The sequence below is a fragment of the Streptomyces sp. JH14 genome (assembly GCF_029428675.1).
In the GTDB taxonomy this organism is placed as follows: Bacteria; Actinomycetota; Actinomycetes; order Streptomycetales; family Streptomycetaceae; genus Streptomyces.
The window spans coordinates 5,284,269-5,299,168 of sequence record NZ_JAJNEL010000001.1 but is presented as its reverse complement, the minus strand read 5'-3'; the positions used below and the strand labels follow the sequence as shown (position 1 = coordinate 5,299,168).

General features: G+C 70.3%; 18 protein-coding genes. All 18 read right to left on the bottom strand.

Annotation, left to right across the window (positions count from 1 at the left end):
- Positions 1–15: 15 nt before the first annotated feature.
- The gene (locus tag LRD69_RS24030; RefSeq protein ID WP_277329860.1) at positions 16–573 is read right to left on the bottom strand and encodes a TetR/AcrR family transcriptional regulator; all 558 of its coding nucleotides are present in this window, start codon (positions 571–573) and stop codon (positions 16–18) included.
- 93 nt (positions 574–666) lie between these two features.
- On the bottom strand, positions 667–1,503 hold the full coding sequence (gene whiG, locus LRD69_RS24025; RefSeq protein ID WP_277328606.1) for an RNA polymerase sigma factor WhiG: 837 nt from the start codon (positions 1,501–1,503) through the stop codon (positions 667–669).
- 241 nt (positions 1,504–1,744) lie between these two features.
- A complete protein-coding gene (gene dprA / locus LRD69_RS24020; protein ID WP_277329859.1) occupies positions 1,745–2,899 on the bottom strand; it encodes a DNA-processing protein DprA in 1,155 nt (384 codons plus the stop codon).
- A gap of 194 nt (positions 2,900–3,093) precedes the next feature.
- Entirely contained in the window at positions 3,094–4,719 is a 1,626-nt protein-coding gene (locus tag LRD69_RS24015; RefSeq protein ID WP_277328605.1) for a YifB family Mg chelatase-like AAA ATPase, read from the bottom strand.
- Positions 4,719–5,078, bottom strand: a complete 360-nt coding sequence (locus tag LRD69_RS24010) for a YraN family protein (RefSeq protein WP_277328604.1) — start codon at positions 5,076–5,078, stop codon at positions 4,719–4,721. The genes LRD69_RS24015 and LRD69_RS24010 overlap by 1 nt, the downstream gene beginning before the upstream one ends.
- A gap of 205 nt (positions 5,079–5,283) precedes the next feature.
- Positions 5,284–5,592 carry a DUF2469 domain-containing protein gene (locus LRD69_RS24005; protein WP_008745401.1) on the bottom strand — a complete coding sequence of 103 codons (309 nt, stop codon included), beginning with the start codon at positions 5,590–5,592 and terminating at the stop codon, positions 5,284–5,286.
- A 64-nt stretch (positions 5,593–5,656) separates the two neighbouring features.
- Positions 5,657–6,145 (bottom strand): NUDIX hydrolase, encoded by a 489-nt coding sequence (locus tag LRD69_RS24000; RefSeq protein WP_277328603.1) that lies wholly within the window; start codon positions 6,143–6,145, stop codon positions 5,657–5,659.
- A complete protein-coding gene (gene lepB, locus LRD69_RS23995) occupies positions 6,135–6,884 on the bottom strand; it encodes a signal peptidase I (protein WP_277328602.1) in 750 nt (249 codons plus the stop codon). Before lepB (LRD69_RS23995) ends, LRD69_RS24000 begins: the two co-directional genes overlap by 11 nt.
- A 49-nt stretch (positions 6,885–6,933) precedes the next feature.
- A complete protein-coding gene (gene lepB, locus LRD69_RS23990) occupies positions 6,934–7,830 on the bottom strand; it encodes a signal peptidase I (RefSeq protein ID WP_277329858.1) in 897 nt (298 codons plus the stop codon).
- Positions 7,781–8,803 carry a signal peptidase I gene (lepB, locus tag LRD69_RS23985; protein ID WP_277328601.1) on the bottom strand — a complete coding sequence of 341 codons (1,023 nt, stop codon included), beginning with the start codon at positions 8,801–8,803 and terminating at the stop codon, positions 7,781–7,783. The genes lepB (LRD69_RS23990) and lepB (LRD69_RS23985) overlap by 50 nt, the downstream gene beginning before the upstream one ends.
- Complete coding sequence (gene lepB / locus LRD69_RS23980) at positions 8,796–9,563, bottom strand: signal peptidase I (RefSeq protein WP_277328600.1); 768 nt, start codon at positions 9,561–9,563, stop codon at positions 8,796–8,798. The genes lepB (LRD69_RS23985) and lepB (LRD69_RS23980) overlap by 8 nt, the downstream gene beginning before the upstream one ends.
- Positions 9,564–9,608: 45 nt before the next feature.
- Positions 9,609–9,959: a 50S ribosomal protein L19 gene (gene rplS, locus LRD69_RS23975; RefSeq protein ID WP_277328599.1), complete on the bottom strand. Its 351-nt coding sequence runs from the start codon at positions 9,957–9,959 to the stop codon at positions 9,609–9,611.
- A 128-nt stretch (positions 9,960–10,087) separates the two neighbouring features.
- Positions 10,088–10,909 carry a tRNA (guanosine(37)-N1)-methyltransferase TrmD gene (trmD, locus tag LRD69_RS23970; protein ID WP_277328598.1) on the bottom strand — a complete coding sequence of 274 codons (822 nt, stop codon included), beginning with the start codon at positions 10,907–10,909 and terminating at the stop codon, positions 10,088–10,090.
- Positions 10,909–11,478 carry a ribosome maturation factor RimM gene (gene rimM, locus LRD69_RS23965; RefSeq protein ID WP_277328597.1) on the bottom strand — a complete coding sequence of 190 codons (570 nt, stop codon included), beginning with the start codon at positions 11,476–11,478 and terminating at the stop codon, positions 10,909–10,911. Before rimM ends, trmD begins: the two co-directional genes overlap by 1 nt.
- Positions 11,479–11,557: 79 nt before the next feature.
- Positions 11,558–11,797, bottom strand: a complete 240-nt coding sequence (locus tag LRD69_RS23960; protein ID WP_005311361.1) for an RNA-binding protein — start codon at positions 11,795–11,797, stop codon at positions 11,558–11,560.
- A 2-nt stretch (positions 11,798–11,799) separates the two neighbouring features.
- Positions 11,800–12,243, bottom strand: coding sequence for a 30S ribosomal protein S16 (rpsP, locus tag LRD69_RS23955; protein WP_277328596.1), 444 nt, complete (start codon positions 12,241–12,243; stop codon positions 11,800–11,802).
- A gap of 157 nt (positions 12,244–12,400) precedes the next feature.
- Positions 12,401–12,994: a hypothetical protein gene (locus LRD69_RS23950; RefSeq protein ID WP_277328595.1), complete on the bottom strand. Its 594-nt coding sequence runs from the start codon at positions 12,992–12,994 to the stop codon at positions 12,401–12,403.
- 221 nt (positions 12,995–13,215) lie between these two features.
- Positions 13,216–14,631 carry a proline--tRNA ligase gene (proS, locus tag LRD69_RS23945; protein ID WP_277328594.1) on the bottom strand — a complete coding sequence of 472 codons (1,416 nt, stop codon included), beginning with the start codon at positions 14,629–14,631 and terminating at the stop codon, positions 13,216–13,218.
- Between the last annotated feature and the right edge of the window lie 269 nt (positions 14,632–14,900).

Here is a 14,900-nt window from a genome sequence, read left to right as displayed (position 1 = left end):
AGCCGGGTCCGGGCGTCAGCCCCGTACGCCCCGCAGGACCATGGCGACGGCGGTGTCCGCGATCACGCCCGGCTCCTCCGCCACGCCGAGTTCGATACGGCGCACCGCGGCATCCACCGAGCCCTGCAGCAGCATCGCCGCAAGCCTGGGCTGCTCGTGGCCGAGGTCGCCGAGCGCCTCGACGATCATGGCGATCAGCCCGCCGTGCGCGGCCCGGATCTTCTCGCGTGCGCCCGCGTCGAGCTCGCTGGCGGAGATGGCCACCACCGCCCGGTGCCGCCGGTCCCCGACCAGGTCCAGCTGGCGGCGCACGTACGCCTCGATCTTTCCCTCCGGGGTGCCGGCCCGCTCCATGGCGTGCTCGACCTCGGCGGCCCAGACGGGGAAGTCGACGGCGCACAGCTCCTCGACGACCGCCGCGCGGGAGCGGAAGTACTCGTAGACGGAGGACCTGGCGAGTCCGGTGCGCTCGGCGAGAGCGGGGAAGGTCAACGCCTCCGTACCGCCCTCGGACAACAGGGAGCGGGCGGCGTCCAGGAGGGCGCCGCGCTGCATCGTCCGGTGCTCGGCCACCGAGGCCGCTCGAATCCTGGGCACGCGTCCACTCTACGGCGGCGCGTGCCGGAGAGGAGGCGGGCGGCGCCGATCGTCCGGCCGGGCACCCGCTCAGCGTCCGGCATCGGCCAGTTTCGCGCGCAGCTGCAGCACCGATTTGGTGTGGATCTGGCTGACCCGGCTCTCGGTCACGCCGAGGACGTTGCCGATCTCGGCGAGGGTGAGGCCCTCGTAGTAGTAGAGGGTCACGACCGTCTTCTCGCGGTCCGGGAGGGTGTTGATCGCCCGGGCCAGCAGCCGTCTGAGCTCACGGTCCTCGGCGACCTCCACCGGATCGTCGGCGGCGGTGTCCTCGAGTGTGTCCATCAGGCTCAGCCGGTCGCCGCCCTCGCCGCCGACATGCAGCAGCTCCTCCAGGGCGACCACGTTCGCCAGCGACAACTGGCTGAAAACCGCGTGCAGTTCCTCCAGTGCAATGCCCATCTCGGCTGCCACCTCCGGCTCGGAGGGGGTGCGCCGCAGCTGCGCCTCCAATGTGGCGTAGGCGCGTTCCACGGCCCGTGCCTTCTGCCGCACGGAGCGCGGAATCCAGTCGAGCGCCCGGAGTTCGTCGATCATCGCGCCGCGGATGCGAGTGATCGCGTAGGTCTCGAACTTGATGGCCCGTTCGATGTCGAACTTCTCGATGGCGTCGATCAGCCCGAAGACTCCCGAGGAGACGAAGTCCGCCTGCTCGACGTTGGACGGCAGCCCCACGCTCACCCGGCCCGCGACGTACTTCACCAGCGGCGAGTAGTGCAGGATCAGCTGCTCCCGCAGCCGCCCGTCACCCGTGGACTTGTACGAACGCCACAACTCGTCGAGCGAAGAGGGGGCAGGAGGGCGCACAGTGCCACGCGCAGCCGGTGGTACTGCCGCGCGGTCAGACCCGGAGGTGTGCTGGGGCATGTGGTGCCTTGAGCCGTTCTGCTGTGGAGTGCTGGGGACTTGTGCCTGGGCCGGAATCCTTGCGAGCGTAGCGTGACTGAAGTGTTGCGGTGCGCGAAGGATAGAGGATCGACACCGGGCGCTTCCGGACGAATGGACATGTCCGCACGCCGGGACCTTCACCGCGCGCACAGGTCCCGGAGGCGTCACCGAAGGATCCGCCGAGGTCAACGGCATCACCTTTTCACCCGAATGCTCCAGGTCAACCACCGCCTCGCCGCGCATCACCATTGCGTGTCGGCCCCCCTGTCAACTGCCATCGGTCGCCCTCGCGTTCGACGAACCCCAATGAGTGCAGTTCGTACAACCTGGCGAGTGCTTCGTCGGCGCTGGTTCCCGCGGTGCGTGCGATGTCCCGCCCGTTGACGGAGCCGTGGAACGGCAGGGCGTCGAGGACCCGGGCCGAGCCGGCGCCGAGCAGATCCCTGGGGAGCACGGGACCGCGCCGGGCCGGGGCGAGGTCGCCGATGTCCCCCACCAGTTCGGCGACTTCCGCGGCGTCGGTGACCAGGACTCCTTCACCCCGCAGGAGCTCATGGACCCCTGCCGACAGGGCGCTGGTGGCGGGTCCCGGCACCCCCATGGTGAACCTGCCGAGCCGCTGCGCGCTGCGTGCGGTGACCAGCGAGCCGCTGCGGTATTCGGCCTCGACCACCACCGTCCCCCGGGTCAGCGCGGCAATCACCCGGTTCCGGAGGATGAATCTCCTGCGTGTCGGGTGATCGGAGGGCGGCAGTTCTCCGATGAGCAGGCCCTCTTCCGCCACGCGCCCGATCAGCTCGGCGTGTCCTCGGGGATAGACGACATCCACCCCGCAGGCCAGGACTGCCATCGTCGCCCCGCCTGCCGAGAGGGCACCGCGATGGGCCGCCCCGTCCACTCCGAACGCGGCGCCCGACACCACCACCCACCCCAGCTCCGCCAGCCCCGCCCCGAGGCTCGCCGCCATGTGCGCCCCGTACGGCGTGCAGGCCCGGGCACCGACCACGGCGACCGAGCGCAGCGCCCAGAGCCGCAGATCGGGCCGCCCGCGCACCCAGAGGCCGGTCGGCCGCGAGTCGCCCAGGTCGTCGAGCTGGCTGGGCCACTCCCGGTCACCGGGGCAGATGAAGCGGCCGCCCACCGCGGCGACCGCCGCCAGATCCCGCTCGGGGCCGGCCGTCTCGGCGCGGAGCCGGTAGCCGGCCAGCCGCCTCGCCGTCATACCACCCAGTGCTTCCGCGGTCCCGTCCCGGTCCGCGATCCTCCGCATCAGTTCGACGGCGCCGATCTCGCGCAGCCAGCGACCGCCGCGTTCATCACCCGGTTCGAGTACGCGGGTCAGGGCGGCCCGCGCCAGCCGCTCCTGGTCGCCCACCGGCCGTCGCTCCCGATCCCGTTCAGGGCTCTGCTCCCGGCCGCCCGGTGTCCTGGCACCCCGCCCCTCGTCAGGTCCGCCCGGCGCCATGCTGCCCGGTCCCTCCGCGAGGCCACCGGGCGTCCTGGTGCCCTGTTCCCCGCCGGAGTCCCTCGGCGGCGCGAGGCCCGTGTCCGCGTCCGCGGAACGCGGCGTCATGAGGCCCGCCCCGGCACTGCGGCACCGCGCGGAATTCCCGTCCGAAGCTCCAGGGCCACCGCCATGTCGGCCGCCTCCGGGCGGTCGGCGCCGCGGAGATCGGCGAGGGTCCAGGCCACCCGCAGGACCCGGTCGAGTCCCCGCGCGGTGAGCAGTCCCCGCTCCATGTCCCGTTCGGCCTCCATGAGCGCGCCCGGCGCCGCGAGCAGCCGGGTGCGCAGCTCATGGCCGGGCACTTCGCTGTTGGTGGTCCAGGGCGTGCCCGCAAGCCGGTCCGCGGCCCGCCTCCTGGCCTCCCGCACCCGGACGGCGACATCGTCGGTCGACTCGCCCCTGCCTCCCCGCCCCATCAGGTCCGCGCGCGTGACCGGAGCGACTCGCACACGCAGATCCACCCGGTCCAGCAGAGGCCCGGAGAGTCTCGCCTGGTAGCGGCGGACCGACGAGGGCGGGCACTCGCAGCCCGCGCCGGTGAGCGTGTGGCGGCCGCACGGGCACGGGTTGGCGGCCAGCACCATCAGGAACCGTGCGGGCAGCCGCACCACCCCGGCGCTGCGCGCCACCACCACGTGTCCCGACTCCAGCGGCTGGCGCAGCGCGTCCAGGGCCCGCACCGAGAACTCGGGGGCCTCGTCGAGGAAGAGCACGCCTCGATGGGCCAGCGAGACCGCACCGGGCCGCGGCATTCCGTTCCCCCCACCGATCAGCGATTGCATGGTCGCCGAGTGGTGCGGTGCGCAGTACGGCGCCCGCGAGACGAGCGGTTCGCCCGGCGGCAGGATGCCCGCCACCGAGTGCACCGCGGTCACTTCGAGGGATTCCTGTCTGGTCAGCGCGGGCAGGATCGCGGACAGCCGCTCGGCCAGCATGGTCTTGCCCGCGCCCGGCGGCCCGGAGAGCAGCAGATGGTGGGCTCCCGCCGCAGCCACCTCCAGGGCTTTGCGCGGCACCTCCTGGCCTGCCACGTCCGCCAGGTCCGGACGGTTCCCTTCCCCCTGCGCGGATCCCAGCGCCAGTCCCGTGCCGATGCCCGTGCCCGGCACCATCAGCCCGGCGAGCATGGTGTCGGGGCGCCCTTCCTCGTGACTCTGCGGCTCGTCCGGCACCGGCTCGTCGCCGAGCACGGCGATCAGCTGCCGAAGGCTCCGTACCCCCAGGACCGACACCCCGGGCACCAGCGCCGCCTCGCCCGCGGTCTGTTCGGGGACGACGACCTTGCGGTATCCCGCCTCCGCCGCGGCCAGTACGGCAGGCAGCACCCCGCGCACCGGCCGCACCCGGCCGTCGAGCCCCAGTTCCCCGATCATCACCACGTCGGCGATGGCCGCGGGGTCGATCCGCTCCGCCGCGCCCAGCACCGCGCAGGCGACGGCGAGATCGAAGCCCGACCCGCCCTTGGGCACGGAGGCAGGGGAGAGCCCGACCGTGAGTTTCTTCTGCGGCCACTCGGCGCCGGAGTTGACCACCGCGGCCCTGACCCGGTCCCGGCTCTCCACCAGGCTCTTGTCCGGCAGCCCGACCAGGGTGAACGCCGCCACCCCCGGCTCCAGATCCGCCTGGACCTCCACCACCACGCCTTCGACGCCGACCAGCGCCACCGAGCACGCCCGCGCGAACCCCATCAGGCCACCCCCCGCGCATGCTCGGCCAGCGGCGCCCCGCGCCTCGGCAGCACCACACCGACCAGGTCGATCCGCACCCCGCCCGGCGGCGCACCGCCGTTCCGGTCGAGCCAGATCTCGGCGAGCCGTCGCAGCCGGTCCGCCTTGGCCCGGGTGACGGCCGCCATCGGGTGTTCGAACATCCCGGCCCTGCGGGTCTTGACCTCGCAGACGACCAGCGCGTCACCGTCCATGGCGACGATGTCGATCTCACCGGCGCGACAACGCCAGTTCCGTTCCAGTACGACCATGCCGGCGTCGGTCAGCAGCCGCACCGCCAGATCCTCGCCGTACCGCCCGAGTGCCCCCCGTGCGTTCATATCGGCACCACCTCCGGCACCGACTCTGATACGTCCGGCCCCGGCTGGTGGATCTTGGTGGACAACTCGGCGGTTGTGGACAACTCCGCCACTCACAAGCGTGGCCGGCCCCGGACGACCGGAGGCAGGCCCCCCGGATCAGGACGGCCCGATGGGACGGCCGGCCGGCAGGGCCGACCGCCCCAGATGCCCCGGACCGGACTCCTCAGCCGCCCGGGAGCTCGAGATCCGTCTTGTTGAGCTCCTCGATGTTGACGTCCTTGAACGTCAGCACACGTACCTGCTTGACGAACCGGGCAGGCCGGTACATGTCCCAGACCCAGGCGTCCGCCATGGACACCTCGAAAAACACCTCGCCCTGGACCGAGTGCACCTGCATCTCGTAGTCGTTGGTGAGGTAGAAGCGCCGTTCGGTCTCGATCACATATTTGAACAGACCGACGACATCGCGGTACTCCCGGTAGAGCTTCAGCTCCATCTCGGTCTCGTACTTCTCGAGGTCCTCGGCGCTCATTGGCATGTTCCCCTTCAGCCGTGCGTCCACCTATTGTGCGCCAGGCACCGGCACCCCTGGACGCTTAGACGATTTCGGGGGCCAGAACCAGTGGCGTACGCGGCGGACCCTCTTCGAGCAGCGTGCGCAGCAGCTCGGCGAGTCTGGTCGGGTACACCGTCTCACGCGCCGCTGACAGTTCGGCGGAGGTCCACCACCTCAGACCCGCGACACTGCGCTGTTCCAGTCGGGTCAGCCCGCTCTGGTCCGTGGCCGTCTGCGTCGTACGTGCCAGGAAGTACCACTCGTCCTGGTCCCAGCGCCGCCCGTCGAACGGGAAGGAGCAGATCCGCTGCCACAGCACCGGCCCCAGCTCGACATCGGTGATCCCGGTCTCCTCGGCCAGCTCGCGCAGCGCCGCCTGCTCGCGGCTCTCGTCGCCCTCCAGGCCGCCGCCGGGGGTGAACCACCAGGTGCTCCCGGGGTCCTCCGGTTCGTATCCGTGGATCAGCAGAATGCGGTCGTCGGGGTCGAGAAGGACCACCCGGGCGACCTTCCGCTTCTCAGTGGGCACCGACAGGCGTCCTTCGCTCCTGCCCGCGCCTCCTGCGCGCGGACCGGGCGGCGATCGGGCCGTAGACGGAGCCGCCGAAGATCAGCACCACACCCGCCACCACGGCCACGAGCTGGAGCTTCAGCGGACCGGGAACCGACACTCCGCCGGGGAGCGCCGCGAACGCCTGCGGCCGCCCGATCATGCCGTTCATCGGCCAGGCGATGGCATCCACCCGGGCCTCCACGGCGCTGCGCGGCACCGAGCCCTGCCCCGGGTCGTCGAGATGGACCCGGGAGTCCAGCGAGTTGGTGCGCTCGTCCCCGAGGAGGAAGAGCTGCCCCTGGGGCACATCCGCCGTGAAGTTGTTCACCGAGGCGAGGCCCTTGGTCCGCAGATACGGTTCCTCGATGGGTTTGCCGTTGACGGTGAGCCGGCCGTTCTTCTCGCAGCAGGCGATCGTGTCGCCGCCGATTCCGACGACCCGCTTGACCATCGGCATGTCACCCCACGCCGGGTCCTTGAAGACCACCACGTCGCCTCGGCGCACCTCGCCGCCGTCCACCCGCTCCGCGAGCACCCGGTCCCCGGCGTGCACCGTCGGAGTCATCGACTCGGTCGGTACGGTGTACGGCCTGTACACCACCGCCGCCCAGGCGAACCCGGCAAGGAAGAGCACACAGCCGACGGCCACGGCCAGCCCCGACAGCTTGCTGCCGAGCCGGCCGTGGCCGTCTCCCGTACGTCCTGTTCCACTCATCCCAGCGTCCCCCATCGGAGATCGACAATCGCTGATCCGAGTCGGCACCCTACCCGGCGGTACGCCCGCCGGTCAGCCTCCTGCGTCGCCACATCACGAGCGGCAACGCCCCGGCTACACCGAGTGCCCCCGGGGCCATTCCCATCGCCGCATTGATCCCCGGCTGGTCGAACGTGGCCGGGACCGGCAGCGTCGCCCAGCGGTTGATCGGCCACGCCACGACGAAGGCCCGCCCGACGACCTCGTCCGTCGAGACCGTGCCCTGACCGGGCAGCTCCTGGTGGTACCGGGAGTCGAGGGAGTTCTGACGGTGGTCGCCCATCACCCAGATACGGCCCTCGGGCACCTTGATGGGGCCGAACGGCTGGTCGTTGCAGGGGGTGTTGCCCGGGTAGATGAACGACTGCTCCTGCAGTGCCTTGCCGTTGACCGTGACCGGTCCGTTCTCCCTGCACTCCACCGTGTCGCCGCCGATCGCGATGACCCGCTTGATCAGGTCCTTCTCCTCGGCGGACGGCATCAGTCCGATGAAGCTGAGGAACTTCTGCACCACGTTCGGTTCCGGCGTCTGGGCGTTCTCCAGCCAGCCGCCCGGGTCGTGGAAGACCACGACCTCGCCGCGCTGCGGCTCCGAGCCGAACCACGGGGTCAGCTTGTCGACCAGGACCCGGTCGCCCCGCTGGAGCGTGTCCTGCATCGAGTCCGAGGGGATCGAGAACGCCTGCACCAGAAACGTCTTGATCAGCAGCGCCAGGATCAGCGCGATGCCGATGAGCAGGGGCAGCTCCTTCCAGAAGGAACGTGGCGCCCTCGGAGTCGCGCTGCCGCCGTCCGGGGTGTCGCCGTCACCCTCCGTCCGGTCCGCCGCCTCGGGGGTCTCGCTGCTCCCCGGAATCTCAGGCCGGTCCTCGGGTTCGTCGTGTCCGGATCGTGCGCCGACCGCCAAATCCCCCACATCCACTCCTCACTCCGTGCCACCGCCTGCGCCCGATCCGGCGCAGGCCCACCACTCCCATAACGAGCGGGAGTTCCGCAGGGGTCGGGAGCCGGACCATTCCATTGAGATCCTGGGAGGACACACTATTCGACGGTTCGTACGCCACCGCCGTCCCGGCGCGCGCGTCCGGCACGGATGCGTACGTCTGCGGCTCCTCCAGTTTCCGCCAGTGGCCGAAGGGCCAGGCGATGACGACAGCCCGTCCGACGACCTCGTCCTCGGAAACCGTGCCCTGACCGGGGCCGTCCAGGTGGAAGCGCGAATCGGCAGAATTGGAGCGATGGTCGCCCATTACGAAGATCCGGCCGGCCGGAACCTTTACCTCGAATTTGAGTGTGGAGGGCGGATTGCCCGGATGCAGATACGGTTCATCGAGCGGAACCCCGTTGACCGTGACCTTGCCGTCCGTGCAGCACTTCACGGTGTCGCCGCCGACGGCGACCACCCGCTTGATCAGGTCCTGCTCGTCGTCGGACGGCAGCAGCCCGATGAAGGTCAGTCCTTCCTTCACCTGCTTGGCGACGACGGGCGGATCCTTCTTGTCGACGTTCTCCTGCCGCAGCCAGCCGCCGGGGTCCTTGAAGACGACGACATCGCCGCGCTGCGGCCTGGCGCCGAACCACGGCGTCAGCTTGTCGACGAGCACCCGGTCACCTATCCGGATCGTCTGCTCCATCGATCCGGACGGGATCACGAAGGCCTGCACCAGGAAGGTCTTCAGGACGAGCGCGATGAGCAGGGCCACGGTGATGAGGAGCGGTATCTCCTTGACGGCCGACCTGCGCCGCCGCCGTTTGACCTTACGGGCCAGCTTGCGCCGCTCCGCCCGGGTCGGCAGCGAGCGCGAGGCCGTCGGCCGGCTGCCCGTCGGCAGCGGAGTGCCGGGGTCCGAGGCGGCGCTTCCGCGCCCGCGGTTACCCATGGGTTCCGCCCGGCTCCCGTATGCCGTCGAAGGCAGGGGTCCGCGGGAGCGAGCCCAGCCTTCCCAGCGGCCAGCCGATCCAGTCCACCCGGCCGATCACCCGGTCGACCGGCACCATGCCACCGCCCGGCTCGCCCAGATGGTCGCGGGAGTCGCGGGAGTTGCTCCGGTGGTCGCCCATCATCCACAGCTTCCCGTCGGGGACGACGATGTCGAACGGCGCCGCGGACGGCTCGTCGCCCATGTGCAGGTACTCCTCGTCCACCGGCCGGCCGTTCACCTCGATCCTGCCCCGCTTGTCGCAGCAGACCACCCGGTCGCCCCCCACGCCCACCACCCGCTTCACGAAGTCGGTCCCGGCGGGCTCTGCCAGCCCCAGGGACGCCGCCACGCCGTGTACCAGGGCGACGACGGGGTTCTCCTCGGGCGTCTCCTGTACGAAGGATCCGGTGCCGTCGAAGACCACCACGTCGCCGCGGTGCGGTACGGAGCCGAAACGGTACGCCAATTTGTTCACGAGCACCCGGTCGCCGATGTGCAGCGTGGACTCCATCGAGCCGCTCGGAATCAGGAAGGGCTGCACCACGTAGTTGCTGAACAGCAGCAGGAAGACCGCGCAGACGCCGCCGAGCGCGGCTGCCCGCCGCCATGACATCGCAGCGAACCGGTCCGGGATACGCGAAGAGCGCGACCGCTCCTCCGACCCTGCTTCGGGTGCGGAGGAGCAGTCGCGCTCCGTGTGCTTTGCTTCCGTGTCCATCGGGGCCAGAGCCTATCCGGCCGTCCTGTGGACCTGGGAGCTAGCTCACCTGTCGCGCTTCTCCTTGATCTTCGCGGCCTTGCCGCGCAGCTCACGGAGGTAGTACAGCTTCGCGCGGCGGACGTCACCGCGGGTGACGAGCTCGATCTTCTCGAAGATCGGGCTGTGCACCGGGAAGGTGCGCTCGACGCCGACGCTGAAGGAGACCTTGCGGACCGTGAAGGTCTCGCTGACGCCAGAACCCTGGCGGCGGATGACTACGCCCTTGAACTGCTGGATACGGGAGCGGTTGCCCTCGATCACTCGCACGTGGACGTTGACGGTGTCACCGGCGCGGAACGCCGGGAGGTCCGTACGCAGGGAGGCGGCGTTGACGCCATCGAGCAGGGAAGCCATGTTGTCTGCTTTCTTCGTCGATGCCACAGGTCATCGGCGGAAGTTCGTGAGGAAAGGGGGTGCTGATCGCGTCGGGCGGGCGTCGTTCCCCCTGTGGCAGGGGCGCACGCCGGACGTACAGCAGCGGCTCATTCTTCCACGGCTTGGGGCCTGCGCCAAAATCGGCCGCCGGGCTCCGGCGACCAGCCGAGGATCGAGAGCATCTCACGGTCCTTCTTGTCGAAGGCGCTCGCCTCGCAGCGCTCGATGAGATCGGGCCGGTTGGCCGCGGTACGACGCAGCGCCTCGTCCCGCCGCCAGCGCGCGATCTTCCCGTGGTGACCGCTGAGCAGGACGTCCGGGATGCCCCTGCCGCGCCACTCGGGCGGCTTGGTGAAGACCGGGCCCTCCAGGAGGTTGGCCATGGCGCCGGGGGCGAAGGAGTCGTCGCGGTGCGATTCGGCGTTGCCGAGCACACCGGGCAGCAGCCGGGCCACCGCCTCCGTGATGACCAGCACGGCGGCTTCCCCGCCGGCCAGCACGTAGTCACCGATGGAGACCTCGACGACCGGCATGCGGGTGGCGTACTCGTCCATCACGCGGCGGTCGATGCCCTCGTAGCGGGCCGGGGTGAAGATCAGCCACGGCCGCTCGGAGAGCTCCACCGCGAGTTCCTGGGTGAAGGGACGGCCGCTGGGGGTGGGCACCACGAGCACCGGGGAGTGCGCCCCGGCCTCGTACCCCGCCGCGAGGGTCTCGTCCAGGGCGTCGCCCCACGGCCCGGTCTTCATGACCATGCCGGGACCGCCGCCGTACGGGGTGTCGTCGACCGTGTTGTGCCGGTCGTACGTCCAGTCCCGCAGGTCGTGCACCTGCACGTCGAGGCGGCCGCGGGCGCGGGCCTTGCCGACGAGCGAGACGTTCAGCGGTTCGAGGTACTCGGGGAAGATCGTTAGGACGTCGAGCCGCATCAGGCTTCGCCCCCGGGCTCGGACGCCTCTTCGTCCCGCGAGGAGACGATCACGGCCTGGCTGTCGTCGATCAGACCGGGCGGCGGGGTGATGACCGCACGCTGCTCCTCCAGATCGATCTCGGTGACGATCTCCTCGACGAACGGGATCATCACCTCGCTGCCGTCCGGGCGCTCCACGATGAAGAGATCCTGGGACGGCAGGTGCGAGATCTCCGTGATCCGGCCGATCTCGGTGCCGTCGGCGAGAACCACATCGAGGTCGATGAGCTGGTGGTCGTAGAACTCCTCGGGGTCCTCGGGGAGTTCCGCCGGATCGACGTCGGCGATCAGCAGGGTGTTCCGGAGGGCCTCGGCCGCCGTGCGGTCCCGTACGCCCTCGAAACGCAGCAGCAGTCTGCCGCTGTGCACCCGTCCGGTCTCGATCGTCAGCGGTCCGTTCGCTGCCGGGTCGGTGGTCAGTCGGGCCCCGGGGCCGAGCCTGAGCTCCGGCTCGTCCGTACGCACCTCGACGGTGACCTCACCCTTGATGCCGTGGGCGCGGCCGATCCGCGCAACTACCAGCTGCACCTTGTGTCTCTCCTGTCATACGGCGACGGGCCGGGGCGGGCGCATGGCCCTCCCCGGCCCGTGCCGGTGTTCAACTCTGTCAGCGAACCTGGTCCACATCGACGAGGTCGACGCGGATGCCACGGCCGCCGATGGCGCCCACGACGGTTCGCAGCGCGCGTGCGGTGCGGCCGTTGCGGCCGATCACCTTGCCGAGGTCATCGGGATGGACCCGGACCTCGAGCACACGACCACGGCGCAGGTTGCGCGAGGCGACCTGCACATCGTCGGGGTTGTCGACGATGCCCTTCACGAGGTGCTCGAGAGCCTCCTCGAGCATGCTCAGGCCTCGGTCGACTCGGCGGACGCGGCAGCGTCAGCAGCCTCGTCCGCCTTCTTGTCGGACTTCTTCGCCTTCGGCGTGATGGCCTCGCCCTTGGACTCCTCGCCGGCGTCCTTGGCCAGGGCCTCGAACAGGGCGCGCTTGTCAGCCTTGGGCTCCGGCTGCAGCAGCGGCGCGGGGGCCGGGAGACCCTTGTGGGCCTGCCAGTCACCGGTGAGCTTCAGGATCGCGAGAACCGGCTCGGTCGGCTGGGCGCCGACGGACAGCCAGTACTGCGCACGCTCCGAGTTGACCTCGATGCGCGACGGGTTCTGCACCGGGTGGTACAGGCCGATCTCCTCGATGGCCCGGCCGTCACGGCGGGTACGGGAGTCGGCGACGACGATGCGGTAGTGAGGCGAACGGATCTTGCCCAGACGCTTCAGCTTGATCTTGACTGCCACGGAAGTGGTGTCTCCTGGTCTATGACGTGGTTGGGCACAACGAAGATGCCACGTGGGGTTGCGGTACTCGGGTGCCCGATGGACGCGTCAGCCGGAGGCGAGAGGGTTCCTGTGCGGCTGTCGAGTACAGCTAGCCATTGTGCCACACCACATCGGGTCACCCCACCGCGACCGCCGCTTCCGGGATGCGGAACGGCTTTCCGCAGCCGCCGCAGACGATGGGCGCCTGGGCGAGGACCGACGGGACGACCCGGACGTTGCGCCCGCAGTCGCAGACGGCCTTCACCCGCACGCCGCCTCCGGAGGAGCCGTGCCGGGCGGCCGGCCCGCGGAAGGAACGCTTGGTGTCGGCGGCGGTGGCGACCGTGTGCGCCTTGAGGGCGCGCTGCAGCCGCTCCATCGTCGGTCGGTACCGGCGCTTGGCCTCGGGGTTGAGCGTGACCAGCGAGAAGCCACTGCTGGGATGCGGCTCCTCGGAATGGTCGAGGCCGAGCTCCTCGGCGATCGCGAGGAATCGTCTGTTGTGGTAGCGGCCGGCGCGGGAGGTGTCACGGACACCTCGTGCGGCGGCGATGCCATGGACTGCCTCATGGAGCAGTCGCTCGAAGGAGAGCTCGGCGCCACAGGCGGACGAGGACTCTCCGATCAGGGACTCGGGCGCGGCAAGATCGGGCAGCTCGGGGTGGTACCGCTGAATGTCGGCCCACGCCTGCGCCAGCTCTGCGGCAAGTACAGGTGGTGTCGTGCTCACGTCGTGACAACGAGCCTGAGTGCTCCGGTGTTCCGATTCCGGGCCATCCCAAATATTTTGCACGTACCAGTCAGTTGCCGTTCATCTGTCCTGACGAGGACAGGTGCGCTGATCTGCGGAGAAGTCACACAGCTCGCATGAAGCCGGTACGTAGCGACGCGTACGCCCCGGCGCGTAGACAACCCCCGCGCGCCGGACGGTTCCGGGGGCGCCGTCGGACGTCAGTAGGCGCGGGCCACGACGGCGACAGTACCCGGGGCGTCGTCGGACTGCGGCACCGACCCGTCCTCCGCGACCAGACACCGCACCGAGGCGCCCTGCTCCGCGAGCCGCGCCTCCCCCGCCGGGCCGAGAACGTCCCAGGGGATGCGGGCCCAGCCACCCGCGGCCGCCGCTTCCGCGGCCTCCTCGACGGTGGACACCTCGCTGGTGCGTGAGGTGCGGCGGGCCCGGGACTCGCGCAGCAGCGTGGTCTGGTCCTCCTCCAGGACCGCGGGCAGCAGGGTTGCCAGCGCCTCGATCGGGACCGGCTCCTTGCCGCCGGGGACGCGGCGGGCCAGCATCGCCGTGCCGTTCTCCAGATCGCGCGGGCCGATCTCGATCCGGACCGGTACGCCCTTCAGCTCCCAGTCGACCGCGCGCCGCCCGAACGGGGTGTCCGTGCGGTCGTCGACCTGGACCCTGATCCCGGCGGCGCGCAGCCGGTCGCCGAGGGAGCGGACCTCGGCAAGGACCGCGTCGTCCTCCTTGATCGCGAGGACGACCGCCTGTACGGGGGCCAGCCGCGGCGGGACGCGCAGCCCCCGGTCGTCGCCGTGCGACATGATCAGACCGCCGACCATCCGGGTCGAGGTGCCCCAGGAGGTCTGCCAGACCAGCTCCTGCCGGCCCTCCTGGGACAGGTACGTGGTGTGGAAGGCCTTGGCGAAGTTGGTGCCGAGCTCATGGCTCGTGCCCATCTGCAGGGCCTTGCCGTCGCCCATCATCGATTCGAGGGTGAGCGTGTTGACGGCGCCCGCGAACCGCTCGCTCGGGGTCTTGCGGCCGAGCACCACGTCGATGGCGAGGACGTCGGTCATGAAATCGGCGTAGACGTTCCGGTGGATGTGGGCGGCGTAGTCCCGGGCGTCCTCGTACGAGGCATGGGCGGTGTGGCCCTCCTGCCAGAGGAACTCCGTCGTCCGGAGGAAGACCCGCGGGCGCATCTCCCATCGCACGACGTTGGCCCACTGGTTGATGAGCAGGGGCAGATCCCGGTAGCTCTGGACCCATTTCGAGAAGTACTCGTTGATGATCGTTTCGGACGTCGGCCGCACCACCACGGGCTCTTCGAGGTCCTTCCCGCCCCCGTGGGTCACGACGGCGAGTTCGGGTGCGAAGCCCTCGACGTGCTCCGCCTCGCGTGTCAGGTAAGACTGGGGGATGAAGAGCGGGAAGTAGGCGTTCTGGGCGCCCGCTTGCTTGATGCGGGCATCCATCTCCTGCTGCATCCGCTCCCACAAGCCGTATCCGTACGGTCGGATGACCATGGTGCCGCGCACCGGACCGTTGTCCGCGAGCTCGGCCTTGTTGATCAGATCCTGGTACCAGCGGGGAAAGTCCTCGGCCTGGGGTGTGAGAACGGGTGCCTTAGCCATGGCGCGCATCGTACGGCGACATCTCGCCCCGCACGGGGTGACGGGACCGGCCCGGGCAGCATGTTCCGGTGGGCGCTCGGTGTGTGCCGGGGGGCGCACGACCGTGGCGCGCAACCATTGCCCTCCGACCCCTGGACGCGGCCGCGGATGCGGAGTTCTCTGACTTACGGAGGCAGTGCGGGCGCGCACGCATCCGGGGGGCCGTCCCACTCGGGGTACGACCGGCCTCTCGGAGGACACGACCGACCTCTCGGCGGATTGGGGCGCAT

What these genes read in the sequence shown, in the direction of transcription:
- whiG (WP_277328606.1), bottom strand. Translation starts at nt 1,503, where the DNA reads ATGCCCCAGCACACCTCCGGGTCTGACCGCGCGGCAGTACCACCGGCT.
- LRD69_RS24015 (WP_277328605.1), bottom strand. Translation starts at nt 4,719, where the DNA reads ATGGGGTTCGCGCGGGCGTGCTCGGTGGCGCTGGTCGGCGTCGAAGGC.
- LRD69_RS24010 (WP_277328604.1), bottom strand. Translation starts at nt 5,078, where the DNA reads ATGAACGCACGGGGGGCACTCGGGCGGTACGGCGAGGATCTGGCGGTG.
- LRD69_RS24005 (WP_008745401.1), bottom strand. Translation starts at nt 5,592, where the DNA reads ATGAGCGCCGAGGACCTCGAGAAGTACGAGACCGAGATGGAGCTGAAG.
- lepB (WP_277328602.1), bottom strand. Translation starts at nt 6,884, where the DNA reads ATGAGTGGAACAGGACGTACGGGAGACGGCCACGGCCGGCTCGGCAGC.
- lepB (WP_277328601.1), bottom strand. Translation starts at nt 8,803, where the DNA reads ATGGGTAACCGCGGGCGCGGAAGCGCCGCCTCGGACCCCGGCACTCCG.
- lepB (WP_277328600.1), bottom strand. Translation starts at nt 9,563, where the DNA reads ATGGACACGGAAGCAAAGCACACGGAGCGCGACTGCTCCTCCGCACCC.
- rplS (WP_277328599.1), bottom strand. Translation starts at nt 9,959, where the DNA reads ATGGCTTCCCTGCTCGATGGCGTCAACGCCGCCTCCCTGCGTACGGAC.
- trmD (WP_277328598.1), bottom strand. Translation starts at nt 10,909, where the DNA reads ATGCGGCTCGACGTCCTAACGATCTTCCCCGAGTACCTCGAACCGCTG.
- LRD69_RS23960 (WP_005311361.1), bottom strand. Translation starts at nt 11,797, where the DNA reads ATGCTCGAGGAGGCTCTCGAGCACCTCGTGAAGGGCATCGTCGACAAC.
- proS (WP_277328594.1), bottom strand. Translation starts at nt 14,631, where the DNA reads ATGGCTAAGGCACCCGTTCTCACACCCCAGGCCGAGGACTTTCCCCGC.